Source organism: Paraburkholderia dipogonis (assembly GCF_046027395.1).
In the GTDB taxonomy this organism is placed as follows: Bacteria; Pseudomonadota; Gammaproteobacteria; order Burkholderiales; family Burkholderiaceae; genus Paraburkholderia; species Paraburkholderia dipogonis_A.
The window spans coordinates 182,615-209,049 of sequence record NZ_JAQQEG010000009.1; the positions used below are offsets into that span (position 1 = coordinate 182,615).

Here is a 26,435-nt window from a genome sequence, read left to right on the forward strand (position 1 = left end):
CACGTCTCATGAGCCCAACCCATACACGTTTTCAGCAGCTACCCATCGTCGACGTCAGCGGCCTTTTCAGCAATGACGAGACCCGGCGCCTTGCGACCGCCCGCGAACTCGATCGCGCGGCACGCGAGGCCGGCTTCTTCTACGTCACCGGCCACCAGGTGTCACGCGACCAGCAACGCGCGCTGATCGAGCAGGCCAAGCGCTTCTTCGCTGCCGAACATGAATGGAAGATGCGCTACTACATCGGCAAGTCGGATGCGCATCGCGGCTATGTGCCCGAAGGCGAGGAAGTCTTCGCGGGCGGCAAGCGCGACAGGAAGGAAGCCTTCGACACCGGCCGGGAACTGCCCGCCGACGACCCCGACGTGACCGCCGGCACACCGATGCTCGGCCCGAACACGTGGCCCGAGCAGCCGGGTTTTCGCGAGGCGGTGGGCGGCTATTATGAAGCGGCATTCGAACTCGGGCGCGCGTTGTTTCGCGGCTTCTCGCTCGCGCTCGGCTTGCCTGAACAGCACTTTGACCAATATCTGCGCAAGCCGCCGAGCCAGTTGCGCCTGATCCACTATCCGCTCGATCCGTCCGCGGAAGACCGGCCTGGCATCGGCGCGCATACCGACTACGAATGCTTCACGATCCTGCTGCCGACCGCGCCCGGACTCGAAGTGATGAACGGCGAGGGCGAGTGGATCGATGCGCCGCCGGTCGAGAACGCATTCGTCGTGAACATCGGCGACATGCTGGAAGTGTGGACGGGCGGGACCTATGTCGCTACGTCGCATCGCGTGCGCAAAGTGAGGGAAGAGCGCTACTCGTTTCCGCTCTTTTTCGCCTGCGACTATCACACGGTTGTCGCTCCGTTGCCGCAGTTTTCGACGCCCGAGGCGGCGGCGAAATACCCACCTGTCTCGGCCGGCGACCATCTGTTCGCGCAGACGGCGCAGAGCTTTACCTATCTGAAGGAACGTCTGGAACGAGGACAACTGGCGTTGCCCGATGGTTCGAAGGCATTGGCGAGCTTCGGCCAACAGGCGCGGTATGCGAGCGCCGAGCCGAGTCCTCAAGATTGAGATAAAAACGCTCGCAGATCGGATAGCAGAGCTTCAATGCACCGTGTCACGACAACAGCGCCGCTTTGATTACGAGCGGCGCTGTTGCTTTTGCAACTCGATGAAACGTGCCGACAACAGGGTGTACAGCGCGCGTCGAATAGCGGCAAGCGTCGGCATGGTCATGTGATGAAGGTAGTGGACGTGGCGCCTTGATACGCACACACCATGCCATCGCCCGGCGCCATGTTCTGGCGTCAAACGCGCGGACATCGAGCCCAATCGTGGTGCCCGGCGCATTCAACTGGTGCGGTTTCGCACGCGGCACTGGTGCGGGAGCGATCGTCCCACGCACAACGAATTACACCGCTCATCGCATCCAATCCCTTGCCACGCTGCGCTCGCCGCATCTTCAACACGGCGCTGGCACACAACTCGCTTAGCTACGCAGCGAGAGGTGCGAAGTAATTTGCATCATCTTCAGGATCGCTAGGGTTCCGGTCGGACGCTTTCATGCGCACGATGCCTGGTCCGAGAGCAATCCGGTCTTGCCGTTCACCTTCTTTCAAGGCGCCGGCGAGGCTCCACGGAGGGATAAAAGCCCGGGAGGTCGCGATGTCGGTCAATCGCCCTCTCATGCTTATTCCCAACCGATACCTGGAGCCTCCATGTCGACGCAATCCTCTGTCGATCTCGCACCGATCCCGCATGTGGCGTGGGAAACGGTGATCCCCGCCGGCACGCACTGGTCCGGCGTGCTGCGCCGTGGCATGGCGTTGCGCGTCGTCGATACCGAAGGCGGCGCGAATCTGGCCGCCGTGTTCTACCGGCACGACGAACCGCTCGAACGCTACAACATGGCCGATACGCTGAAGGCGCAGCACACCGCGCATCTGACGCACGGCCACGTGCTCTATTCGGATATGGGCCGCGTGCTGGCCTCGATCACCGCCGACACGCTCGGCTGGCACGATCCGCTCGGCGGCGTCGGCGACGCCGAATTGTCTGCGAGCAAATACGGCGAGGCCCGTTACCAGCAGCATCGCAACGCGATGATCCGCAATGGCCGCGACAGCCTGCTGCTCGAACTGGCGAAGCACGGGCTCGGCACACGCGACCTCGTCGCCAACATCAACTTCTTCAGCAAACTCGCGATCGGCGAGGACGGCGCGCTCAGCTTTGTAGCGGGCCATTCACCGGCCGGCGCCGCGTTCGACCTGCGCTTCGAAATGGACACGCTCGCCGCGTTCTCGAGCACGCCGCATCCGCTCGACCCTTCATCCGAATACGAACCGAAGCCCGTCAAGCTGATCGCGTACCGCGCGTACGCATCCGACGCCTGCGTACCGGCCGACGATCCCTGCCGCTCGGCGTGCCCCGAGAACGGGCGCGGTTTCGTCAATACCGACCGTCTGTTCGTTTAAGGAGACCCGCGATGCCTATCATCGAAAGCCAGCTCGAACTCCGTCATGCGGTCTACGACCTCACGCTGCCGTCCGGCGAACCGTGGCTGCATGAAGTCAAGCGCGGACAGGTGTTCCGCATTCTCGACCTGGAGGGCAATCAGGCGGTCGACACGCTGTTCTATAACAGCGCCGATCCGCTCGAACGCTATAGCGCGCAGGACACGATCCGCGCGCAACGCAATCTCTATCTGTCCGCCGGCAGCGTGCTGATGTCGAACCTCGGCAAGCCGATGCTGAGCATCGTCGCCGATACATGCGGCCGCCACGACACGCTCGGCGGTGCTTGCGCGGCCGAGAGCAATACGGTGCGTTATGCGCTCGACAAGCGCCATATGCATAGCTGCCGCGACAGCTTCCTGCATGCGATCACGCATTGCACGTGCGGCGTGGGCACGCAACTCGGCAAGCGCGACATCGTCAGCAACATCAACTTCTTCATGAACGTGCCGGTGACGCCGCTCGGCAAACTGACTTTCGAGGACGGCATCTCCGCGCCGGGCAAATACGTCGAGATGCGCGCCGAGATGGATGTCGCGGTGCTGATTTCGAACTGCCCGCAGTTGAATAATCCGTGCAACGGCTACAACCCGACGCCCGTGCGACTGACGATATGGGACGCCCAATGAGATTCCACAAAGTCCTGATTGCCAATCGCGGCGAGATTGCCTGCCGCGTGATTCGCACGCTCAAGCGTCTGGGCATTGCGTCGGTCGCGGTGTATTCCGAAGCCGATCGCCACGCCATGCATGTAATGCTCGCCGACGAAGCGGTGTGCATCGGCCCCGCGCTCGCGTCGCAAAGCTATCTGAACAGTGCGGCGATTCTCGAAGCGGCGCGTGCGTGCGGCGCTGATGCCGTGCATCCCGGCTACGGTTTTCTGTCCGAGAACGCCGCCTTCGCGCAAGCGTGCGACGACGCGGAAATCCGCTTCATCGGGCCAACCCCGCAGCAGATGCGCGAGTTCGGACTGAAGCACACGGCGCGCGAGCTCGCGCAAACCAACGACGTGGCCTTGCTGCCGGGCACCGGGCTGCTGCCTGACGTAAGCGCGGCGTTGCGCGAGGCAGAGTCGATCGGCTATCCGGTCATGCTGAAAAGCACTGCGGGTGGCGGCGGAATCGGCATGTCGCTGTGCCGCGACGCGGCGCAACTGGAGAGCGTGTTTGCATCAGTTGCACGGCTCGGCGAAGCGAACTTTGCCAACGCGGGTGTGTACCTCGAAAAGTTCGTCGAAAACGCGCGCCACATCGAAGTACAGATTTTCGGCGATGGCAAAGGCGGGGTGATATCGCTCGGCGAACGCGATTGCTCGGTGCAGCGGCGCAACCAGAAGGTGATCGAGGAGACGCCCGCGCCTGGTCTGACCCACGCGGAACGAAGCATGCTGCATGCGAGCGCCGTGCGCCTCGCCCAGGCGGTGAAGTACAAATCCGCGGGCACCGTGGAGTTCGTCTTCGATGCCGATACGCGCCGTTTCTATTTCCTCGAAGTGAACACGCGATTGCAGGTCGAGCACTGCGTGACGGAAGAAGTCACGGGTATCGATCTGGTCGAGTGGATGATTCGCGAGGCCGAGGGCGAACTCGCGCCGCTCGACACGCTTGCGCCCGCGCCGCAGGGCGCGAGCATCCAGGTGCGCCTGTATGCGGAAGACCCGCACAAGCAGTTTCAACCGAGTGCGGGCGTGCTGACGCATGTCGCGTTCGCCCCCGGCGCGCGCGTGGACACCTGGGTCGATTCGGGCACGGAAATCAGCGCGTTCTACGATCCGTTGCTCGCAAAGCTGATCGTCAAAGGCGAGACGCGCGAGGCCACGCTCGCCGCGTTGCGCGCCGCGCTCGAGCAAACGCAGCTCTATGGCATCGAGACCAATCTCGACTATTTGCGCGCCATTGCCGGATCGGCGACGTTTGCGCGCGGCGAGCAGACCACCGCGTTCCTGTCGCGCTTCATGTTCGCGCCGCATACGATCGACGTGCTCGACGGCGGCGTGCAGACGACAGTGCAGCAGACGCCCGGAAGAACCGGCTACTGGGACATCGGCGTGCCGCCCTCGGGTCCGATGGACGATCTGTCGTTCCGCCTCGCCAACGAACTGCTCGACAATCCCGCCGACGCCGCTGGGCTCGAATGCGCGATGGTCGGCGCCACGCTGCGTTTGAACACCGCGACGCTCTTCGTGCTAGGCGGCGCGCCACTCGCGGCCACGCTCGACGGCGAGCCTGTCACGTTATGGCAGGTCACGCGCGCGCCGGCGGGTTCGGTGCTCAAGCTCGGCGGGGTGACGGGCGCCGGCATGCGCGCGTGTCTCGCGCTGAAGGGCGGCCTGCAAGTGCCGGACTATCTGGGCAGCAAGGCGACCTTCACGCTCGGCCAGTTCGGCGGCCACGCGGGGCGCGCGTTGCGCAAGGGCGACGTGCTGCATCTCGCCGATGGCGCGGGTCGCGGCGAGGCGGGCGCGCAACTCGACGCGGCGCGGATTCCGGTGCTGACGCACGACTGGACGCTTGGCGTGCTCGACGGCCCGCACGGCGCACCTGACTTCTTCACGCCCGACGACATCGCGATGCTCTACGGCACGCGCTGGACGGTGCACTACAACTCCAGCCGCACGGGTGTGCGCCTGATCGGCCCGAAGCCGCAATGGGCGCGTACGGACGGCGGCGAGGCGGGGCTGCATCCATCGAACATTCACGACAATGCGTACGCGGTCGGCGCGGTGGATTTCACCGGCGACATGCCCGTGATTCTCGGCCCCGACGGTCCAAGCCTCGGCGGCTTCGTGTGTCCGGTCACCGTGGTGGGCGAGGAATTGTGGAAGCTCGGCCAACTGCGTCCCGGCGATACGGTGCGCTTCGAACGGGTGCCGGTCAAAGCGGCGCTCGCCGCGCCGCAACACGTGACGCAGACGGGCAAACCGGCACACGATTGCATCCTCTATCGCGATCCCACCGCAGGCGAGGGCACCGGCGTGGTCTATCGTCGCTCCGGCGATCAGAACGTGCTGATCGAATACGGTCCGCTCGTGCTCGACCTGAACCTGCGCTTCCGCGTGCATGCGTTGATCAACTGGCTCGACGCGCACCGGCTGCCGGGGATCATCGATCTGACGCCGGGCATCCGTTCGCTGCAGGTGCATTTCGATCACCGCGTGCTGTCGCACGATGCGTTGCTCGCGCATCTGCAGCAAGCCGAGCGCGAACTGCCCGCCGTGGACGCGATGCGCGTGCCGAACCGCATCGTTCATCTGCCACTCTCCTGGGACGACCCGTCGACGCGGATCGCGATCGAGCGCTACATGCAGTCGGTGCGTCCTGACGCGCCGTGGTGTCCGAGCAATATCGAGTTCATTCGCCGCATCAACGGGCTGGCGAGCATCGACGACGTGAAGCGCATCGTGTTCGACGCGCGCTACCTCGTCATGGGTCTCGGCGATGTCTATCTCGGCGCGCCGGTCGCGACGCCGCTCGATCCGCGCCACCGGCTCGTCACCACCAAGTACAACCCGGCGCGCACGTGGACGCCGGAGAACGCAGTGGGCATCGGCGGTGCGTATCTGTGCGTGTACGGCATGGAAGGCCCGGGCGGTTATCAGTTCGTCGGCCGCACCGTGCAGATGTGGAACCGCTATCGCACGACGCGCGAGTTCGAGGCGGGCAAGCCCTGGCTGCTGCGCTTCTTCGATGAGATCCGCTTCTACGAAGTCAGCGAGGCCGAGCTGGCGGAGCTGCGCACGGATTTCATCGCGGGCCGCGCGAGTCTGAAGATCGAAGAGTCTGTGTTCGACCTCGGCGCGTACAACCGCTTCCTGAAGGACGAAGCCGAGTCGATTGCCGCGTTCAAAAGCGCGCAGCAAGCCGCCTTCGACGCGGAACGCGAGCGCTGGAACGCGGCGGGACATGCTGAATACGTCGGTGAAACGGATAGCGACGCAGCCGCCGCCGGCAACCCGGCGAACGACGCGCTCGCGGCCGGCCAGCAAGGCATCGTCGCCGACGTGTCGGGCAGCGTGTGGAAGCTGCTCGTCAGCAAGGGCGAACGGGTGAGCGACGGGCAGGTGGTCGCGATCGTCGAGTCGATGAAGATGGAAATCTCCGTCACTGCGATCGGCGACGGCGTCATCGAAACGATCGATTGCGCGGAGGGCGCGGCAGTCGTCGCGGGACAACGCTTGATGGTGATGCGCGCCGGCATTGCAGCCGACGCCACCGAGGAGGCTACGTGCAAATGAAATCACACGACGATGTATTCCGCTTCATGTCGATCGCCGCGCTCCGGGCGCGCTATCGCGCCGGCAGCCTCACGCCCGCGCAACTGGTGGAAGCGGTCGCCGCCCGTACCTCGGGCGACGACCCGCATCACGCGTGGATCCGTCCTTTGAGCCGCGACGAGATGATGCGTTACGCCGATGCGCTCGAAGGCCGTGACATGGACTCGCTGCCGCTCTACGGCGTGCCGTTCGCCATCAAGGACAACATCGACCTGGCCGGCATTCCGACTACCGCCGCGTGTCCCGCTTATGCGTACACGCCCACGGCCAGCGCCGCGGTGGTGACGCGATTGATCGAAGCCGGCGCGATTCCGATCGGCAAGACCAATCTCGACCAGTTCGCCACGGGTCTGTCCGGCCAGCGCTCGCCTCACGGCGCCTGCCGCAACGCGCTCGATGCGCGCTACGCGTCGGGCGGTTCGAGTTCCGGCTCGGCGGTATCGGTTGCGCTTGGGCTGGCGGCGTTTTCACTGGGCACCGACACGGCAGGATCGGGACGCGTGCCCGCGGCATTCCACGGTCTGATCGGACTGAAGCCGACCAAGGGTGTGTTGAGCACGCTCGGCGTGGTGCCGGCGTGCAAATCGCTCGACTGCGTGTCGATCTTCGCGCGCTCGGCAAACGACGCGCAGTGCGTGTTCGACGCCGCGCGCGGCGTGACGGCGAACGACCCGTATGCCCGCGAATTCCAGCCGCCGCAGAGTTCCGCACCGCGTGCCGCGCAAGCGTCCCTGCGTGGTGTGCGCTTCGGCGTGCCGCGCGCGAACCAGCTCGAATTTTTCGGCGACGCCTCGTACGCGCACGCTTTCGACGCCGCGCTGACGCGCTTGCGTGCAGCCGGCGCCGAACTGATCGAGATCGACTTCGAGCCGTTTCTCGCCACCGCGCGGCTGCTCTACGAAGGGCCGTGGGTGGCGGAGCGGCTCGCGGCGATCCGCGAGTTCGTCGACACGCAGCCGGACGCGCTGCATCCGGTGATCCGCGAGATCATTGGCGGCGCGGCGCGCTGGAGCGCGGCCGATGCGTTCGCGGCCTTCGACCGTCTCGCGTTCCTGCGCATGCAGGCCGCCGAAGTCTGGGAGCGGATCGACGCCATCGTCACGCCGACCTCGGCGACGACCGCCACCGTCGACGAACTGGAAGCGGACCCGATCCGCGTGAATTCGCGCTTCGGCTACTACACGAACTTCGTCAACCTGCTCGACCTGTCCGCGCTGGCGGTGCCGGCCGGCGCCTGCACGGTCGGCAGACACGCGGGCCTGCCGTTCGGCGTGACCTTCGTCGCGCGCGCGCACGAGGACGCCATGCTGCTCGATCTGGCGCGCGCATGGCTCGACGAAAGCGACGATCGCGACCAAAGGGCCGCGGCCTCAACGTCCGCACATGACGCAACCGCTGTCCGCCCCGGAGAATCACATGGCCGTCATTGACAGAACCGAATGGTTCGCTGTGCGCCGCGAACTCTCCGTGCGCGGCAAATGGCTGTTGGGCGCGGGCTCGTTCCTGTTGCCGCTCTTCGTCTGGTGCCTGGTCAGCTACGTGCCGTTCATCTGGCATCCGCAAGTGTTGATCGACACTCCGGGCAGCGTCGACTATTTCCAGCCGGGCATGCGCGTCGACAAGGCGGTGTTCGCCGACGAACTCGCGCACGCGCGCGATGCCCATGCGGCCTTGCCGGCCGGCGAACCGGTCAACCCGGTGTATCTGCCGGCGCCCCACGAAGTGCTGCGCGCGTTCTACACCGCGTTCACCACGCCGCCCGCATCCCGCGACGGCGTGTGGCTGCATCAGAGCCTATGGCACAGCATTCAGGTGATTTTCTGGGGCTTCGTGCTGTCGTCGGTGATCGGCGTGCCGATCGGCATCGTGTGCGGCACGTACAGCGCGATCGCGCGCTTGCAGGAGCCGTTCTTCGAGTTCTTCCGCTACTTGCCGGCGCCCGCGTTCGGCGCCTTGATGGTGGCGATCCTCGGTATTTACGACGGCCCGAAGATCGCGATCATCGTGATCGGCACGTTGTTCCAGCAAGTGCTGATCGTGGCCAACACCACGCGCAAGCTCGAGTACGGCCTGTTCGAAGCCGCCATGACGCTCGGCACGAAGAAACTCAAGCTGCTCACGCACGTGGTGATTCCAGGCATCCTGCCCGACCTGTACCGCGATCAGCGCATTCTGCTCGGCTGGGCGTGGACCTATCTGATCGTGGCGGAACTGGTGGGAACGAGTTCCGGCATCACCTGGTACATCACGCAGCAGGCGCGCTACGAGCATTTCGACAACGTCTACGCGGCGATCATGATGATCGGCATCATCGGCCTGGGCACCGATCTCGTGCTGGCCTTTCTCGGCCGCAAGCTGTTTCCGTGGGACCGCACGCTCAAGGCGTAGCGGACGGCTTCGTGACCCGGCTTATCGCATGCACCGCACCGTATTCAAAGGATTCCATCATGTTAAATCCGCAACCCGTTCCGTCGTACCTGATCCAGTCCGAAGCGGTACGCGAGCGTTTCGACCGCCTCAAGTCGCGCGAAGTGATTCTCGAAGTTCGTGACTTGGGCAAGCGCTTCGAGACGCCGCAAGGCGAGTGCACGGCGCTCGACGGCATCGACTTCAAGACGCACCGGCGCGAGTTCGTCTGCGTGATCGGACCGTCGGGCTGCGGCAAGTCCACGCTAATCCGCATTCTCGCCGGGCTCGAACGGCAGACGAGCGGCAGCGTGCTGCTCGACGGCAAGCCCGTGCAGGGGCCGGGCGCCGATCGCGGCATGGTGTTTCAGGGCTACACGCTGTTTCCGTGGCTGACGGTCAAGAAGAACGTCATGTTCGGTCTGAAGATGAACGGCCACAGCACCCTGCATGCGGAACGCGAGGCGCTGCAATGGCTCGATCTGGTCGGTCTGACGAAATTCGCCAATGCCTATCCGCATCAGTTGTCGGGCGGCATGAAGCAGCGCGTGGCGATTGCCCGCGCGCTCGCCAACCGGCCGCGCATCCTGCTGATGGACGAACCGTTCGGCGCGCTCGACGCGCAAACGCGCGCGAAGATGCAGACGCACCTGCTCGATATCTGGCGCAACATCGACGTGACCGTGCTGTTCATCACGCACGATCTGGACGAGGCGATTTTTCTCGCCGACCGCATTCTGGTCCTGAAGGCGAATCCCGGCGAGGTGCAGGAGTTGATCGAAGTGCCGGTGCCGCGGCCGCGCGATTATTCGCAGGTCACGTCGCCGGAGTTTCTGGCGACCAAGGCGCGGCTCGAGGCCTTGATCCATCCGCCGACTGACAACCACGATGATGAGGACGACGTCGTCAAACCGCACATGATCCGTATGACCGATGTCGCGGACAACGTCGAATAGATCGCAACCCTCGCGGCGCCGGCACGAGCGCATATCGACGCATCCTCACCGAAACCGCCGTTACGCCGCATTGCAGCGGGCGGCCCGCGTCCCGCGGCCTGTTCGGCAGGATGACGAGACTGCGGCACGCCGGTGCTGCGGCGCCGCATGCGCGGGAAACAGGCCAGGCTCCGGGGCCGGCCATGCAGGATCCGTCGGAACGGGCGGCCCGCATCCCGAATGATGCGCATGAACATTACCGGATCGTAATCACCCGCCCGAGTGCTTGACGGTATGATTTCACCGTCAACGCCAAGCGGAGTAACCGATGCGAATCCTGGTGATCGAGGACGAGCTGAAAACAGCGGCCTACCTCAAGAAAGGCCTGGAAGAATCCGGCTATGCGGTCGACGTGGCGAACGACGGCCCGCAAGGGCTGATCCTCGCCCAGGAAGAAGAGTACGACGTGATCGTGCTCGACGTGATGCTGCCCGGCATGGACGGCTGGACCATCGTCAAGACCTTGCGCGCCACGCGCACCACGCCCGTGCTGTTCCTCACCGCGCGCGACGACGTCGACGATCGCGTGCGCGGCCTCGAACTCGGCGCGGACGATTACCTGGTCAAACCCTTCGCCTTCGTCGAATTGCTGGCGCGCGTGCGCACGCTGGCGCGCCGTGGCCCGCCGCGCGAAAGCGAACTGATCAAGGTAGGCGATCTGGAAATGGACGTGAACCGCCGTCGCGTGAAGCGTGGCGGCATGCGCATCGACCTCACGCCGCGTGAATTCTCGCTGCTGCAACTGCTCGCGCGGCGTCAGGGTGAAGTGCTGAGCCGCACGCAGATCGCGTCGTATGTGTGGGACATGAATTTCGACAGCGACACCAATGTGGTCGAAGTGGCGATCCGCCGTCTGCGCACCAAGATCGACGACAACTTTCCCGTCAAGCTGATCCACACCGTGCGCGGCGTGGGCTATGTGCTCGAACTGAAGGACGCTGCCTGATGCGCGGCCGCTCGCTTGCCGCGACACTGGCGCTGGCGTTCGGCGCGACGACGCTGGCGGTTTTCGTGCTCGTGGGCAGCTTTCTGTATCTCGCGCTCGAAAAGCAGATCAAGGCGCAGGACAATCTCGACATCGTGCTCGCGGCGCGCCACGCGCGGCGCCTCGCTGAGGAGCTGGATTCGGCGCAAAGCATTCGCGACCACAGCGAGCGCTTGACTAGCGTCGTGCTCGGCAACGAAGCGCTGTCGATGGAAGTGTTCGATCCCGACGGCAGGCGGGCGATCGAACACAACATGGCCGGCGCGCTCGCCGCGCCGGATGCGGCAAGCGACGCCGCGACCGTCGCAGGGTTGCCGCCGCTCACGCGCGTTGCCGCGACGGCGCGCATCACCGAGACCGATATCGGCGACTGGACCGGCCGCGGCGGCGCGCCGATCCGCGGCATTTTCACGGACGCGCGGCTGCGTAATGGCGACACGGCGAGCCTGCTGGTGGCGCGCAACATGAGCGACCGCTGGCGCCTGCTGGACCGTTACCGCGACAAACTCAACATGGCTGGCGTGGCCGGCGTGGCGCTGGCCATGCTGCTCGGCTACCTGCTGATTCGTGCCGCGCTGCGGCCGTTGCGCGATATTGCGGCGAGCGCGAGCCTCGTCACGGTTAACCGTCTTCATACGCGGATCGCGGTGCCGCGGGTGCCGAGCGAACTCGAAACGCTGGTGGCCTCGCTGAACGCGATGCTGGAGCGCGTCGAACATGGTTTCCAGCGTCTGTCGCGTTTCACCGCCGACCTCGCGCACGACATGCGCACGCCGCTCAGCAACATGCGCGGCGCCGCTGAAGTCGCGCTCGCGCGGCCCCGTTCCGTCGATGAATACGAATCGCTGCTCGCCTCGAATCTGGAAGAGTGCGACCGGCTCTCGCGAATGATCGGGAGCGTGCTGTTTCTTGCGCGCGCCGAGCATCCGCAGTTCGTCAAACAGCTGCGCGAGTTCGACGCGGGGCAGGAGTTGACCCATATCGCCGACTACTTCGAAGGCCTTGCCGAAGATGCGAATGTGCGCGTGCGCGTGAGCGGCGCGGCCAGCGTGACGGCGGATCTCGAACTGTTTCGCCGCGCCGTGAGCAATCTGCTCGCCAATGCCATTCGGTATACGCCGCCGGGCGGCGAGATCGTGCTGGACGCGAGCGCGTCGGCCGACACGGTGCGCGTGACCGTGGAGAACCAGGGGCAGCCGATTCCCGCCGAGCATCTCGAACGGATTTTCGACCGCTTCTATCGGGTCGATCCGTCGCGCAGTTCGCTGCCCTCGTCGGGGTTGTCGCAAGGGTCCACGGGGTCGACGGGGCTTGGGCTTGCCATCGTCCGCACGATCATGGAACTGCACAGCGGCTCGGTGCATGCGGAGAGCGATGGGCGCAGCACGCGCTTTGTATTGATGTTCCCGCGCGCCAGGTGAGGCAGTACAACCGGTTACAGCGGCCCCGCCGCGCTCTTGCTTTCGCCATCCCACGTCCCGCCTAATGCCTTCAGCAACAACACACTCGACTCCAACTGCCGCGCGGCAATCTGATCCGCGATTCGCTGGTTCGTCAGCGCAATCGTCTGCGCGGCCACCACGTCGAGATAGCTGACCGCGCCCGCGTTGAAGCGGTTCGTCGTGAGCCGCAACGACAGGTCCGCGGCCGTGGTGGCGCGCTGCTGGCTGGCGGCTTCGTCGGCGAGGGAATGCAGGGCGGACAAGTTGTCCTCGACCTGCTGGAACGCCACAAGCACCGACTGACGATAGTCCGCGACCGCGCCGTCGTATTGCGCCGTGGCGCCGTGCAGGCCGGCTTTGCGCTTGCCGCCGTCGAACAGCGTGCCGGCCAGTTGCGGACCGAGCGACCAGAACAGACTCGGCGCGCTTAGCCACGGCGCGAAAAACGTACTTTCGAGACCGGCGCTCGCGGCCAGCACCAGATCCGGAAAAAACGCCGCATGCGCCACGCCGATCTGCGCATTGGCGGATGCCACACGCCGTTCGGCGGCAGCGATATCGGGGCGTCGCTCCAGCAGTTGCGACGGCACACCAGGGGGAATCGCAGGCGGCGTCACGGCCGAACCGTTCGGCGGCAGCGTAAAGGTCGATGCCGGTTCGCCGATCAGCGTGGCGATCGCGTGCTGCATCTGCGCGCGCGTTACGTCGATGTCGGTGTCTTGCGTGCGCGTCGCTTCGAGTTGCGTCGTGGCCTGGGCGACGGCGGAGGCATCGATCGCGCCGTCTTTCAGCTGCTGCTGCAACAGCTTCAACGCGGCGGCGTAGGCGCTCACGCTGTCGTCGAGTAGCTTCTTCTGCGTGTCGAGCGAGCGCAGCGCGAAATAGTCGACGGCCAGATCGGCGCTCATCGACAGGCGCACGCCTTCGAGGTCCGCCTCGCTCGCCTGAGCGTCGGCCTGCGCGCCATTCACGCTGTCACGTATCTTTCCGAACAGATCCGGCTCCCAACTCGCGGCCACGCCCGCCGAATAGTCCGGCACGGTCTTGCCCGCAAGCGATCTCCCTTCGACGTTCTGCGAGGTCCGGAAGCGGTCCTGCGCAACACCGGCGGTGACGGTCGGGAAGAAACCGGCACGCTGATAGTCCACCATCGAGCGCGCTTGCTGAACTTGCGCAACGGCCTTGCGCACGGTCTGGTTCGACACGTCGATGCGCGCCTCGAGCTGGTTCAGCACCGGATCGTTGAAGATCGTCCACCAGGGACCGCGCGGCGCGGCGTCGGCCGGCACGGCCTGCGCCCAGCCTGGTGCGGCGCCCGTATGCACGGCGCCTGCGTAGTGCGACGGAATCTCGGCGCTCGGGCGCTGGTAGGGCGGCAAGGTCGAGCACGCGCTGAGCAGCGCGCCGATCAGCGTGGCCGCCAGCGCGCGGCGCGGCAAAGGCCGTGAAAGAGACAGGTTGATCATCGGCAAATCCTTTATCTGACGGAGCACTCAGCCGTGCATGGCCGGCATGATCTGAACCATCTGGCCGGTGGCGATCGAATCGCCGGGGTTGTCGATCACGCGGTCCGAGGCGGCGAGTCCCGTCGTGATTTCCACGTGCGTGCCGAAATCGCGGCCGATGTGCACGGTCTTGAGCAGCGCACGGCCGTTGCTGTCGACCACGGCGACCGTCACGCCGTCCGGACGGAACAGCAGGGCGCTGACGGGTAAATCGAGCGCGGGCGTGGTCGATTGCAATTGCAGATGCACCTGTGTGTAAGCGCCGGGCATCAGCGCGCCATCCTTGTTGTCGACGTCGACCTCGACGCGCAGCGTACGGCTCGACGGATCGATCGAGCCGGTGCTGCGCGCCACTTTCGCGGCAATGTGGCGGCCCGGATACTGCTGGGCGGTCAGATACACGCCCGTGGCCGGCGTGACGTACGGCGCGTCGTTCTGCGGCACGTCGACGAACACGCGCAGCACGCCGTTCTGCTGAATATGGAACAGCTCGCCCGACATGCCCGCGGTGCCGGGCGTGCCGCCCGCCGTCACCAGCGCGCCGACGTCGACGTTGCGCGCGGTGATCACGCCGTCGAACGGCGCGGTGATCTTCTCGTACGAGACCAGTTCGGCGAGATGCGCGACGTTGGCCTGCGCCGACGCCAGCATCGCGCGGCGCGCTTCCATGTCGCTGGCCTTGGTGTCCGCGTCCTGCTGTGCGACCGATTGGGTCTTCAGCATCTCCTGCCAGCGCTGCGCGGTGGTCTTCGCGTAGTCGAAGTTGGCCTGCGCGGTGGCTTCGTCGGCGCGGGCCTGGCGCAGTTGCGCGTCCAGATCCGGGGCTTCGATCGTCGCGAGGATCTGACCGCTTTTCACCTGCGCGCCGATGTCGGTGTTCCAGTGCGCGAGGTAGCCGCTCGTGCGCGCGTAGATGGATGCTTCGGCGAACGGCGTGACAGCGCCGGGCAGCAGCAGTTCGTTGACGGCCGGCGCGGCGCGCGGCGTGACGACCGATACGCTGAGCATGCTTTGCGCTTGCGTTTGCTGCGTGAGCGCGGCGCTCGCATGTAGGCGCGGCACGATGCCGACGATCAGCAAGACCGCGGCAAGACCGCTCAGCGCGAGCGGCCAGAGACGGCGGCGCGGTTTTGCGCTTGTGGCGTGGTGGGACGCGGCGTCGGCGGCGTGCATGCTTTCGTTGCCGCTTGCAGGCTGAGCGGCCGCGCCGGCTTGCGCAGCGTCAGCGGCGTGAGCGGTGCCGGCGGTTTCCACGCCCGTGGTTGCCTGCCCACCCAACGCCGGCAGAAGTGATGAATCGTTCATGGGAAAGGTCTCGTTGAAATCAAAGAGTGCGGGCGGGGACGGCGGATTCCGTTTTTTCGCTGCGTGCCGCGCGGCGTTTGTCGAGCCACGCATGCACCATCCCGTAGACGACGGGGACGAACAGCAAGGTCGACACCGTGCCGAGCGCAAGGCCGCCGATCACGGCGCGGCCGAGCGGCGCGTTCTGTTCGCCGCCGTCGCCGAGGCCGAGCGCCATCGGCAGCATGCCGATCAGCATGGCGAGCGCCGTCATCAGCACCGGACGGAAGCGGCTGAAGCCGGCTTCGAGCGCGGCCTGCAACGGCGGCTTGCCGCCGTGGTGGACTTCGCGCGCCGTGTTGATCACGAGAATGCTGTTGGCCGTGGCGATGCCGATGCACAGAATGGTGCCGGTGAGCGCCGGCACGCTCAGGCGGGTGCCGGTGCTAAACAGCATCCACGCAATGCCGGCGAGCGAACCCGGCAAGCCGCTGATCGTGATGAACGGGTCGAGCCACGACTGGAAATTGACCACCATCAGCAGATAGACGAGGCCGATGGCGAACACGAGGCCGCTCGCGAGGCCGCTGAACGAATCGTGCATGGCTTGCACCTGGCCGCGTACGACGATGGACGCGCCCGGTGGCAATTGCGGCCGGATCTGATCGACGAGGCGGTTCACATCCGCCGCCACGCCGCCGAGATCACGTCCTTGCGTCGACGCGAAGATATCGAGCACCGGCTGCACGTTGTAGTGCGAGACGACCGCTTGCTGCGTGCCGCGTGTCAGCGTGCTCAACGCGCCGAGCAGGTTCTGCGGCGCGGGGCCGGCGCCGCTCGCCGGGAACGCGGCCGTGGCCGCGGCTGACATCGCACCGCCGCTCTGCGCGACCGGAATATTGGCGAGCGCCTGCAACGAGTTGATGTCGTACTGCGGCATCATCGCCATCAGCGGATAGCTCACGCCGTTGCGCGGATCGAGCCAGAAATTCGGCGTGGTCTGCGAACTGCCGGAGAGCGCGATCAGCAGGTTCTGCGATACGTCGCGTTGCAACAGACCGGCCTGAATTGCCCGCGTGCGGTCGACATTGACGTTGATCGCGGGCGCGTCGCCGGGCTGTTGAATGCGCGCGTCGACGAGGCCGCGCACGCCGCGCAGTTGCGCGAGCAGGCGATTCGCCACCACGCGGTTGGCGTCCAGCTTGTTGCCGACGATCTGGATATCGATCGGCGCGGGCAGGCCGAAGTTGAGAATCTGACTGACGATGTCGGCGGGCAGAAAGGCGAACGTGACGCCGGGGAAGTCTTTCGTCAGCGTTGTGCGCAGCGTCGCCACGTATTGCGCGGTCGGCTTGTGTTGCGGCGCGAGCGTGATCATCACGTCGGCATCTTCGGGGCCGATCGGGTCTGACGAGTCGTAGGTCAGATTGATGCCGCTCACCGGCACGCCGATGTTGTCCAGCATCGCCGAGAGTTCCTGCTTCGGGATCACGTCGCGCACGCGGGCTTCGACCTGGTCGGTAATGCTCGCGGTGTCCTCGATCCGCGTGCCGGTCGGCGCGCGCAGATGCAGGCGGATTTCGCCGGTATCCACAGCCGGGAAAAAGTCGCGCCCGGCGAACGGCACCAGCGCGAGCGAGCCGATGCAAAGCAGCAGAAAGATCGCAACGAAGCGCCGCGGACTCGCGATCGCCGCGCCGAGCACACCGCGATAGCGTTCGCGCAGCCGTTCGAAGCGCTGTTCGAAGCCGGCCTGAAAGCGGATCAGACGCGCAATCGGCCCATTGCCGGTGACCGGCGCATTGCTGCGCGCGCGCATCAGATACATCGCGAGCGTCGGCACCAGCGTACGCGAGAAAAAGTACGACGCGATCATCGCGAACACCACCGCCTCGGCGAGCGGCACGAACAGATAGCGCGCGACGCCGGAGAGCAGGAACATCGGCACGAACACGATACAGATCGACAGCGTCGAGACGAAAGTCGGCACGGCGATTTCGCCGGAGCCGTTCAGGATCGCGTCGTGCAACGGCTCGCCGTTCTCCAGATGATGCGTGATGTTTTCGATGGCGACCGTGGCGTCGTCGACGAGAATCCCCACGGCGAGCGCAAGGCCACCGAGTGTCATGATGTTGATGGTCTGGCCGAGCGCGGACAGCGCGATCAGCGAGGTCAGCACGGCGAGCGGAATCGACACCGCGATGATCAGCGTGGCGCGCCAGCTGCCGAGAAAGAGCAGGATCATCAAGGCGGTGAGGGCGGCGGCGATCAGCGCCTCTCGCGCCACGCCCACCACGGCCGACTTCACGAACACCGATTGATCGGACAGCGCGGTGATGTGCAGCGCGCTCGGCAGGCCGGCGGCGATATGCGGCAGCATCGCCTTGACCTGCTGGATGATGGTGAGGGTCGAGGTGCTGCCTGATTTCTCGATGGTCAGGAGCGCGGCGCGTTTGCCGTCGCTGCGCACGATGTTGGTCTGTGGCGCGTAGCCGTCGCGCACATGGGCGACGTCGCGCACGTACACCACGCCGCCGGCCACGGTCTTGATCGGCAGATCGTTGAGCGCGGCCACCGTGTCGGTGCTGCCGTTCATCTGCACGTTGTATTCCTTCGTGCCGATCTTCGCCGTGCCGCCCGGCAGGATCAGGTTCTGCGCGTTGACCGCGTTGACCACGTCGAGCGGCGCAAGTCCCTTGGCCTGCAGCGCGCGCGGATCGATATCCACCATGATCTGCCGTACCTTGCCGCCGAACGGCAGCGGCACCGACGCGCCTTGCACCGTCGCCAGTTGCGTGCGGATCTGGCTATTGCCGAGATCGTAGAGTTGCTGTTCGGAGAGCGTGTTGCTGGACAGGCCGAGTTGCAGGATCGGCACCGTCGACGCGTTGTACGTAATGATGTTCGGCGGCAATGTGCCGGGCGGCAGCACGCGCAGGATCGAAGCCGAATTGGACGCCGCCTCCGCAATCGCGCGATTGATGTCCGCGCCCGGATGAAAAAAGATCTTCACCACGGAGACGCCGTTCAGCGATTGCGACTCGATGTGCTCGATGTCGTCGACGTCCGAGGTCAGCGCGCGCTCGTAGTTCGACGTGATGCGGTTGGCCATGTCCTGCGCGGAGAAGCCGTTATAGCTCCAGACGATGCTGACCACCGGAATATCGATGTTCGGAAAGATATCGGTCGGCGTGCGCAGTATCGCGAGCGGGCCGACGATAAAGATCAGCACGGCGAGGACCACGAAGGTATAAGGGCGGCGCAGCGCCAGCCTGACAATCCACATGACGGGTTCCTGAAAAGAGGCCGATGGAGGCACGCGCCGATGCGGTGCTGCAGGGGGCGCGTGACGCGGGCTTCGTGAGTCAGGAGTGTGGCGGGGTGGCGCTGACCGACTGCCGTCGGTTAGATTACCGTTCTGTTATGTGGATGCTGATGCGAATCGGCGGGACGTAGGCGGGCTTCGCGCGGCATTTCGGGAGGCCGGCGTAGATAACAAAACGGTAATCTGAAGGTCAGTGCCCGGACAGGGGAAATGACAAGAATGGGAGGCGTGTGGCTACCCAGTCATCGCTTGCCCCTACCCGGAGAGACATCATGAAATTGCTTACTGCCGTTGCCGTCACCGCACTCAGCCTGACGTTCGGCGCGAATGCCTTTGCGCAAGCCAGCACGTCGGGTCTGACGCGCGCCGACGTGATGGCGCAGTTGCAGCAGGCACAAGCCGAAGGGCTGGTGCCGTCACACGATGACGACTATCCGCTGACGGATGACGAAGTAGCGCGAAATCGGGAGCTTTATGCGATCGAGCATCGCGCGGATAACGCCGCTACGGTTCACACCGCACAGGTGCCGGCGGCGAACGGGGAGTCGTCTTCGAATTGAGGTCGGGCGGCCCGGCCATTCGATTCATGGAGCGAACCGGCCGCCATCCGCTTATGGTCGTCGGGAGGCGTCAGCCGCCAATTCACCATCGTATCGAGCGGGCTGCTTCCGGCAGGCGACAGATTGTTGACGCTACGAACGGTCGCGGTTGCGTGCCCGTGTCGCGCCGGTGATGACGGCGACGCCGAGCAGAATGACCGCCACGATGGCAATCGTATGTTGCGCGACGTGCATGGCCATCAATCCCCATGACACGCCGCCGATCAGAATGATCCAGCCAACCAGGTAAATAAGCAGGGTCATCTTTTCTCCTCGTTCGAATCGACGTAGTAGGTCTATCGAGTAGCAGGATTCGCGCCCGACCCCATTGGAGGCGTGCGCAGCGCATTTGAGACAGTCCTGCGGACGGGGTGTCCTCATAACTCAAGTTCCAGCGTGTGATGCCGTAAAAGATCTGCAGGCACGCAGTCTGATGTCAGTCAATCGCGTGAAGCGTGACCAATACCATTGATTGCGTGGGTTCGCCGATAACTTTGCGTCCAGAATAACCTGTTGGAAAAATCGATAAGCCGATGAATGCGAGCGATCTTTCGGATGAAAATTAAAAATCAACTCTGGCTTCAATTGCTGTTTTCAGTGGTTTCACTTGCTTTTCTGATTTTCGTGAGCTGGGCTTTCTATGCGTTGATGCAGCATTGGGACGTGATCAGCTCCAGAATCACGATTGCCTCCAGTGCAAAGGATTCCAACCGCTACGCGGTCGCTGGCGCGGCGCAGGCAGTCGGCGCTTTATTTCAAGGGACGTTCGGCGTTGCCGTGTCGCTCATTGGGGCGATTGCCGCTATTTTTCTCGGTTATGCTTCGCTGAAAACGGCCAAAACCGCGCTGATTGTGAGTGCCCAGGCGGAAAGGCGTGAAAACCAGCGATACGCGACGGAGTCTCTTGAGCAGGCGCTCAAGCCGTTTTTTATGTTGTCGAGTGACTTTGTCCAATTCAACGACAACCTCGATTCAAAATTGAAATCCATCTGGGCTACGGCCAAGGTGGCCGCGGCGGAGTACGTCGTCGTTTCGCGGGGAATCCCGGTCGCTGAGCAGGACGGGCGAATTCTTCGACTTCTCGCGCATCCTCGGGTTGCGTTCCCGCACTGGGTGATCGACGAGATTGCGCGGCAGACAAAAGAAGTCAACGGGAAAAAGTACGATACGCGCGTCGCTTCCTGGCTGGCCACGAGTGAAATAGCAAAGTCGTGTTCTGATATTTGCCAATCTCTGGATGCCGCGATCATTCCCGGACTGGATGAGGCGGCGAGGAATCTGTATTCAAACTGGTTGGCATGGTGTAGTAAGGGTCCGAAAAGCGACATCAACTTCAGCGACGTGGTGAGCAGCCTCAGAAGCGCTCGAACCGGGACGAGTCTTCAGGAACTGGCGGTCGACTTTGTTGCGCGCAGCGTGCGCGAAGCCTCGTTTTACTGCCAGTCAACGACGGAGAAAGCCGGAGGCGTCGCACATCTTATTGCCGAACTGGGCAGCAGGCCTGAATTTTCCGACTACTCGGCCGGTGGTATTGAGTTCACGTTTCTGGGCAAGTTTGGCAAAGGATATATTGTTCGATACCTACTGGAGCAACGCGACGATGCCGGTAGTTTTGAGAATTTCATGAGGCAACTTCCAAATGAAGCGGGTACAAAAACATTCATGTCGGAAATGGTCGCGTACAGTCCAGGCATAGAAAGAGTATGTGGGAGTTTCCATCAGCATTTTGTCAAGCAGTTTGACGATTCTTTCTGGCAGGCGTGGATGACCTATAACCAGCAACCGCTCACCCGATGCAAGGCAGGGGGAAGCGGGGAAGCGGAAGCGCAAAGATTCGCTGCCTTCCTGCTTTACCAGACGCCGGACACAAGAGACTGCATCGAAGAGTTGTTGCACGCAACCGAAGAACCTCAGCTCAACTAACGCGATGACGTGGGGATACTTCGTACTGCGCGCATAGCCACGATGACACCGGATGGCCATGCGCCGCTTTCAAACGTCAACCGCAAGCCGGCGCGGCCTTCTTGCAGGCCTCCGCCAACTGCGGCGGCGGATCCTTCTTGAACACGGTCTTATAAGACTCGAGCACGTTCGACTGAACCACCGGCAACGATTGCACACCGATCCACGCCGGCGGCGTCTGGCCAATCAGCGCCTTCATCATCGCCATGGCCTCGGCCACGCCTTGATCATATGGACGCTGCGAGCCGGTCGCCTTGAGCGGTCCGCCCTTGGCGATTTCGATCGCGGATTGCAGGCCCAGGTCGACCGTCGTCATGGGAATCGTCACGCCTTGCGCGCGCATCGACGTGAGTGTGTCCAGAGCCGGCTGGTCCCACACGGCGAACAGACCCTTCACGTCCGGATTCCCGGTGAGAAAGTCGCCCGCGATCTGCCCGACTTTCGACGGGTCCGTGAACGCGACCTGCTTGATCTTGATGTCCGGACGGTTTTTCTTCAGCCAGTCGTTGACGGCCTTGGTGCGTTCCGTCGTGCTGAAGTAATCCACACCGAAATTCACGAGCCCGACCGTCGCGCCTTGCGGTACGCACGAGGCGAGCACTTTCGCCGCGATCTGGCCGTTGCCTTCGCTATCCGCCGAGATCATCGCCGAGTATTCCTCCGGATGCTTCAGACCGGTCGGCACGTTGTCCATGAACACGAGCTTGATGCCGGCCGCGGACACTTTCTTGTAGGTGGCGGCCGTCGCCGTGCCGTCGACCGGAATCGAGATGATGCCGTTCGGGTGGCGCTGGATCGTGTTCTCGATATCGGCGATCTGCTTGTCGACCTGATACTCCGCCGACGCGGTGCCGATCACTTCCACGCCGTACTTCTTCAGCGTATCGGTGATGCCTTGCACCTGCAGTTGCGACCAGTCGAGGTTCATGGTCTGCATCGAAATGCCGACCTTGAATTTGCCGGCCTTGATCTTGGCGATGTCGGCGTCGGTCAGCTTCACGGCATCCACCGAGGCGGCTTTTTCGCCGTTCGGTCCTTGCCCGACGATGCCCTTCGGGCCGATCGAGCCCGCGGGTATGCCGGTTACGCATTGCGCGTAAGCACCCGGGGAAGCCAGACAAGCGACGGCGGCCGCCGCCATAACGCTGGCTAACGCTATTCTTGAACCACGACGTTGTTTCATGTTTCTCCTCCGTTGGTCTTCATGTCTGTGCTTCACGTCTTCACGTCCGAACTACTTTCTCGCTACTTCCTGGCTATTTTCTGGTGAAAGCAACCGCCGCGACGATGATCACACCCTTGATCACCAGTTGCAGCGACGAACTCACCCCGAGCAGCACAAGCCCGTTATTGAGCGTGCCGATGATCAGGCTGCCGAGCAACGTCCCCAGCACGAAGCCGCGGCCACCGAACAGACTGCAGCCGCCGAGCGTGACGGAGGCGATCACATCCAGTTCCATGCCTTGCACGACGTCGGGCCGCGCCGCATGCGAGCGCGCCGAGAGCACGAGCGCGGCAAGACCGGCCAGCATGCCGGTGAGAATGAAGGCGAGGGTGGTCACGCGCCGCGTATTGATGCCCGAATAGAGCGCCGCCGTCGGATTGCCGCCGGCCGCGTAGATCTGCCGGCCGAACACGCTGTAGTGCAGCAGCAGAATGCCGGCGATCACGGCGAGCAGCGTCCAGATGATCGGCACCGGCACGCCGAAAATGTCGCCCTCGCCGAAGATCGAGATGAACGAGTCGTTGTCGATAATCACGGGTTTGGTGGTCGTGACCATCAGCGCGAGTCCGCGCGCGGCGCTCAGTGTGCCGAGCGTGACGAGAAACGAAGGAATATTGACCCGCGTGGTCACGATCCCATTGATCGCGCCGACGATCGCGCCGGTGCCGATACCGGCAATCGCGCCGATCACCCAGTTGTTGCCCACATACGCCATCGCGAGCGCCGCGGACATACCCGACAGCGCCAGCGTCGACCCCACGGAAAGATCGATCTGCCGCGCGATGATCACGAAGGTCATGCCGATCGCGATGATCGACACGAGCGCCGTTTGCCGGCCGATATTCAGGAAGTTGTCGATGGATAAGAACCACGGCGACGCGAAGCTGAACACCACCAGCAGAATCGCGAACGCGGCATACAGCGCATAAGGACGGTCGCCTTGCAGCAGGGCTTGCGCGATGCGCCGCATACGGCTTTTCTGCGGCGGCGACGCCTGCCGTTCGGCCGTCAGCGGCGTGACAGATTCATTCATGTTGCGGACGCCTCGAGGGAAGAACGGGAAAGTTGGATCAGGTGATGCAGCGCTTCGGCGTTGGCGAGTTCGGCACGCTCGACGGTGTTGACAATGCAGCCGTCCGCGACAATCGAAATCCGGTCGCACAGGCGCAAGAGTTCATCGAGGTCCGAGGACACGATGAGCACGCCCGTGCCCGCCTGCGCGGCGTCGTTCACCACGCCATAGATTTCCTCGCGGGCGCCGACATCCACGCCGACAGTCGGTTCATCGAGCATGAGCAGCTTGGGTCGAGGATGATTCCACTTCGCGAAGACCACTTTCTGCTGATTGCCGCCGGATAAGAACTTGACCGCGGTGGAAGAGTTGGGTGCCTTGACGGCCAACTCTTTCATGGAGCGCTTCGCCTGCTGAACGGCGGCCTGGCTGCGCAGCCAACCCCAGCGGGAAAAATGCGGCAAGCGCGGCAACGTCAGATTGCGTTCGATCGAATGATCGAGCACGAGCCCTTCGAGATGACGATCCTCCGGCACGAGCGCGACGCCGAGTTGAATGGCCTCGGCGGGGGTGATACGCGCACGCGTTCGGCCGTCGATCTCGATCGCGCCGGCATCGACGGAGCGAAGGCCAAAGATGGTTTGCAGAATCTCGGTGCGTCCGCTGCCGATCAATCCCGCGAGTCCGTGGATTTCGCCGCGGCGAAGCACGAGGTCGATGTGATGCAGGCGATCGTTGCTGACGTTCGATAACTTCAGCACGGGCGCAGCGCCGGCATTGGACGCTTCTTCAGATGTCGTCACCGCGCTTGCCGTTGCGGCGACCGCTCCGTCGCCCACCGCGGTTTTCTGCCGTGCTTGCAACGCGGCGTGAGCGGGACCGACGATCGCCGCCACCAGTTGCTTCATATCCGTTTGTGCCGTCGTGAACGTGCCGGCATTCGCGCCGTCACGAAACACCGTGACGCGCTGCGAAATCCGGAACACCTCGTTCAGCCGATGCGTCACGTAGATCACGCCCACGCCGCGAGCCGTGACCGCGCGAATCGCGTCGAACAGGATCTGCTCTTCGCCGCCCGTCAGCGCGGAAGTGGGTTCATCGAGAATCAGCACGCGCACTTCGCCCATCAGGGCCTTGCAGATCTCGGTCATTTGCCGGTAAGCGAAGGGCAGCGAGCCGACCGGCACTTTCGGATCGAGCGGAATGCCATGCGAGCGCAAAAACTCGCCGACCGTGGCCATGAGTTGACGGTTCTTCACGAAGCCCAGACGCGTGCGCGGCTCGCGGCCCAACATGAGATTGGCGCCGACCGACAGCGATTCGACCAAGCTCAAGTCCTGATAGACCACGGCGACTCCGGCGTCGCGCGATTGCGCGGGCGAGTCGAACGCCACCGTCTGGCCGGCGATTTCGATGACGCCGTCGTCGTACGCATGCACGCCGCTTAGGATCTTGATCAGCGTGGATTTGCCCGCGCCGTTTTCACCGAGCAGCGCATGGACTTCGCCGGGCAACACTTCGAGGTTGACGCCGCGCAGCGCTTGCACGCCGCCAAATCGCTTGGTGACGCCCGCAACACGGATCAATGGAACCTGAGGCGATGACGCGGCCGCGACCGCAACCGGCTCACTCATCTGGCATGTCTCCTTCGTCCACGCGACGAATTCTTTTCTTTGTATAACGCTATCCGGCCGAAACCGTGTTGTGATCTTCGCATCATGAATATGGTGCGTCAATAACATTCACGGGCGTTCGCCGGGCTTTAGCGCTTGCTTGTGTAACGATTGCTCGCAAAGCTTGTTATGATTCTATCAATCGTTGTAGCATAAGTGCGAACAAATTGTCGGCGGCTGTTGTGCGTCGCATCATATTTTCGGATGTCTTATGCCAGAAGCCCCATTGCAGTCTTCATCGGTCGTCGCGCTGCGCGGCACACCGATCGTCCATCCCGAGCGCAATCCGGGTATGCCGTTCGACGCGTCCTGGCTCGACGGCCTGCGCGTCAATCAGTCGGCGGTGGAACGGCGCACCGCCACGCTCGGCACGCGCCGCAGCGTCAAGAAAGATGCCCAGGCGGCCTGGCTGCTCAAAGCCGTTACCTGCATCGACCTCACCACGCTCAACGGCGACGACACCGAAGGCCGCGTGCGCCGACTCTGCGCGAAGGCGCGCCAACCCGTGCGCGCCGATCTGCTCGAAGCGCTCGGCATCGCGCCGCAAGGCATCACGACGGGCGCGGTCTGCGTGTACCACCGGTTCGTCGCGGCGGCGGTCGATGCGCTGCGAGGCAGCGGCATTCCGGTCGCGGCGGTCTCCACGGGTTTTCCCGCCGGCCTGATCCCGCATCCGTTGAAACTGAAAGAGATCGAGGCGTCCGTCGCGGACGGCGCGCAGGAAATCGACATCGTCGTCACGCGTGAATATGTGCTGACCGGCAACTGGCAGGCGCTCTACGACGAAGTGCGCGATTTCCGCGCGGCCTGCGGTCCGGCGCATCTGAAGACCATTCTCGCCACCGGCGACATCCGCACGCTCTCGAACGTGGCGCGTGCGTCGATGGTCTGCATGATGGCCGGCGCCGACTTCATCAAGACCTCCACCGGCAAGGAAGGCGTCAACGCGACGCTCGACGTCTCGCTCGTGATGGTGCGCATGATCCGCGAGTACCAGGAACGCACCGGCGTGCTGATCGGCTTCAAACCGGCGGGCGGCGTGTCGAGTGCGAAGTCGGTGCTGACGTACCAGATCCTGATGAAGGAAGAACTCGGCCGTGCGTGGCTCGAACCGGAGCTGTTCCGCATCGGCGCGTCGAGCCTGCTGGCCGATATCGAACGCCAGCTCGAACATTACGTGAGCGGCCGTTACTCCGCTTTCAACCGTCACCCCGTAGCCTGAACAGAAGACCGATCC

At 64.0% G+C, this 26,435-nt stretch carries 18 protein-coding genes, 1 pseudogene and 1 riboswitch; of the genes and pseudogenes, 12 read left to right on the forward strand and 7 right to left on the reverse strand.

Translation table 11 applies throughout. The features are described from left to right. The first annotated feature begins 8 nt into the window (after positions 1-8). The 9 genes and pseudogenes from PQR32_RS11800 to PQR32_RS11840 all read left to right on the forward strand — a co-directional run bounded on the left by PQR32_RS11800 (position 9) and on the right by PQR32_RS11840 (position 12,592). Complete coding sequence (locus tag PQR32_RS11800; protein WP_408226139.1) at positions 9-1,070, forward strand: isopenicillin N synthase family dioxygenase; 1,062 nt, start codon at positions 9-11, stop codon at positions 1,068-1,070. A 457-nt stretch (positions 1,071-1,527) separates the two neighbouring features. Then, positions 1,528-1,660: riboswitch (guanidine-I (ykkC/yxkD leader) on the forward strand. Between the two features lie 57 nt (positions 1,661-1,717). Then, positions 1,718-2,473 carry an urea amidolyase associated protein UAAP1 gene (locus tag PQR32_RS11805; RefSeq protein ID WP_408226142.1) on the forward strand — a complete coding sequence of 252 codons (756 nt, stop codon included), beginning with the start codon at positions 1,718-1,720 and terminating at the stop codon, positions 2,471-2,473. Between the two features lie 11 nt (positions 2,474-2,484). Continuing rightward, positions 2,485-3,141, forward strand: a complete 657-nt coding sequence (locus PQR32_RS11810) for an urea amidolyase associated protein UAAP2 (RefSeq protein ID WP_408226145.1) — start codon at positions 2,485-2,487, stop codon at positions 3,139-3,141. After that, a complete protein-coding gene (uca, locus tag PQR32_RS11815; protein WP_408226148.1) occupies positions 3,138-6,746 on the forward strand; it encodes an urea carboxylase in 3,609 nt (1,202 codons plus the stop codon). The genes PQR32_RS11810 and uca overlap by 4 nt, the downstream gene beginning before the upstream one ends. Then, positions 6,743-8,176, forward strand: a pseudogene (gene atzF / locus PQR32_RS11820) (allophanate hydrolase); the annotation flags it as partial. The gene uca and the pseudogene atzF, both read left to right, overlap by 4 nt. Positions 8,177-8,201: 25 nt before the next feature. After that, on the forward strand, positions 8,202-9,173 hold the full coding sequence (locus PQR32_RS11825) for an ABC transporter permease (protein WP_408226151.1): 972 nt from the start codon (positions 8,202-8,204) through the stop codon (positions 9,171-9,173). A gap of 59 nt (positions 9,174-9,232) precedes the next feature. Further along, on the forward strand, positions 9,233-10,147 hold the full coding sequence (locus PQR32_RS11830) for an ABC transporter ATP-binding protein (protein ID WP_408226154.1): 915 nt from the start codon (positions 9,233-9,235) through the stop codon (positions 10,145-10,147). Positions 10,148-10,454: 307 nt separating this feature from the next. Then, the gene (locus PQR32_RS11835; protein ID WP_408226157.1) at positions 10,455-11,132 is read left to right on the forward strand and encodes a heavy metal response regulator transcription factor; all 678 of its coding nucleotides are present in this window, start codon (positions 10,455-10,457) and stop codon (positions 11,130-11,132) included. Next, positions 11,132-12,592 (forward strand): heavy metal sensor histidine kinase, encoded by a 1,461-nt coding sequence (locus tag PQR32_RS11840; protein WP_408226160.1) that lies wholly within the window; start codon positions 11,132-11,134, stop codon positions 12,590-12,592. The genes PQR32_RS11835 and PQR32_RS11840 overlap by 1 nt, the downstream gene beginning before the upstream one ends. Positions 12,593-12,606: 14 nt before the next feature. On the opposite strand, the gene PQR32_RS11845 is transcribed toward PQR32_RS11840, so the two are convergent. The 3 genes from PQR32_RS11845 to PQR32_RS11855 are packed head-to-tail and all read right to left on the reverse strand — an operon-like array spanning position 12,607 to position 18,688. Further along, complete coding sequence (locus tag PQR32_RS11845) at positions 12,607-14,079, reverse strand: efflux transporter outer membrane subunit (protein ID WP_408226167.1); 1,473 nt, start codon at positions 14,077-14,079, stop codon at positions 12,607-12,609. Positions 14,080-14,106: 27 nt separating this feature from the next. Further along, positions 14,107-15,423, reverse strand: a complete 1,317-nt coding sequence (locus PQR32_RS11850) for an efflux RND transporter periplasmic adaptor subunit (RefSeq protein ID WP_408226170.1) — start codon at positions 15,421-15,423, stop codon at positions 14,107-14,109. Between the two features lie 19 nt (positions 15,424-15,442). Further along, entirely contained in the window at positions 15,443-18,688 is a 3,246-nt protein-coding gene (locus PQR32_RS11855; RefSeq protein WP_408226173.1) for an efflux RND transporter permease subunit, read from the reverse strand. Between the two features lie 311 nt (positions 18,689-18,999). On the opposite strand from PQR32_RS11855, the gene PQR32_RS11860 reads away from it, so the two are divergent. Continuing rightward, complete coding sequence (locus PQR32_RS11860; protein WP_408226176.1) at positions 19,000-19,287, forward strand: DUF4148 domain-containing protein; 288 nt, start codon at positions 19,000-19,002, stop codon at positions 19,285-19,287. Positions 19,288-19,419: 132 nt separating this feature from the next. On the opposite strand, the gene PQR32_RS11865 is transcribed toward PQR32_RS11860, so the two are convergent. Then, positions 19,420-19,590, reverse strand: a complete 171-nt coding sequence (locus PQR32_RS11865) for a hypothetical protein (protein WP_165923918.1) — start codon at positions 19,588-19,590, stop codon at positions 19,420-19,422. A gap of 291 nt (positions 19,591-19,881) precedes the next feature. On the opposite strand from PQR32_RS11865, the gene PQR32_RS11870 reads away from it, so the two are divergent. Further along, positions 19,882-21,249 (forward strand): hypothetical protein, encoded by a 1,368-nt coding sequence (locus tag PQR32_RS11870; RefSeq protein ID WP_408226179.1) that lies wholly within the window; start codon positions 19,882-19,884, stop codon positions 21,247-21,249. A 76-nt stretch (positions 21,250-21,325) separates the two neighbouring features. On the opposite strand, the gene PQR32_RS11875 is transcribed toward PQR32_RS11870, so the two are convergent. From PQR32_RS11875 to PQR32_RS11885, 3 genes are all read right to left on the reverse strand, one after another. Continuing rightward, on the reverse strand, positions 21,326-22,471 hold the full coding sequence (locus tag PQR32_RS11875) for a substrate-binding domain-containing protein (RefSeq protein WP_408226182.1): 1,146 nt from the start codon (positions 22,469-22,471) through the stop codon (positions 21,326-21,328). A gap of 73 nt (positions 22,472-22,544) precedes the next feature. Next, positions 22,545-23,546 carry an ABC transporter permease gene (locus PQR32_RS11880; protein ID WP_408226185.1) on the reverse strand — a complete coding sequence of 334 codons (1,002 nt, stop codon included), beginning with the start codon at positions 23,544-23,546 and terminating at the stop codon, positions 22,545-22,547. Continuing rightward, positions 23,543-25,159 carry a sugar ABC transporter ATP-binding protein gene (locus PQR32_RS11885; protein ID WP_408226188.1) on the reverse strand — a complete coding sequence of 539 codons (1,617 nt, stop codon included), beginning with the start codon at positions 25,157-25,159 and terminating at the stop codon, positions 23,543-23,545. Before PQR32_RS11885 ends, PQR32_RS11880 begins: the two co-directional genes overlap by 4 nt. A gap of 250 nt (positions 25,160-25,409) precedes the next feature. On the opposite strand from PQR32_RS11885, the gene deoC reads away from it, so the two are divergent. Beyond that, positions 25,410-26,420 (forward strand): deoxyribose-phosphate aldolase, encoded by a 1,011-nt coding sequence (gene deoC, locus PQR32_RS11890; RefSeq protein ID WP_408226191.1) that lies wholly within the window; start codon positions 25,410-25,412, stop codon positions 26,418-26,420. The last annotated feature ends 15 nt before the right edge of the window (positions 26,421-26,435 follow it).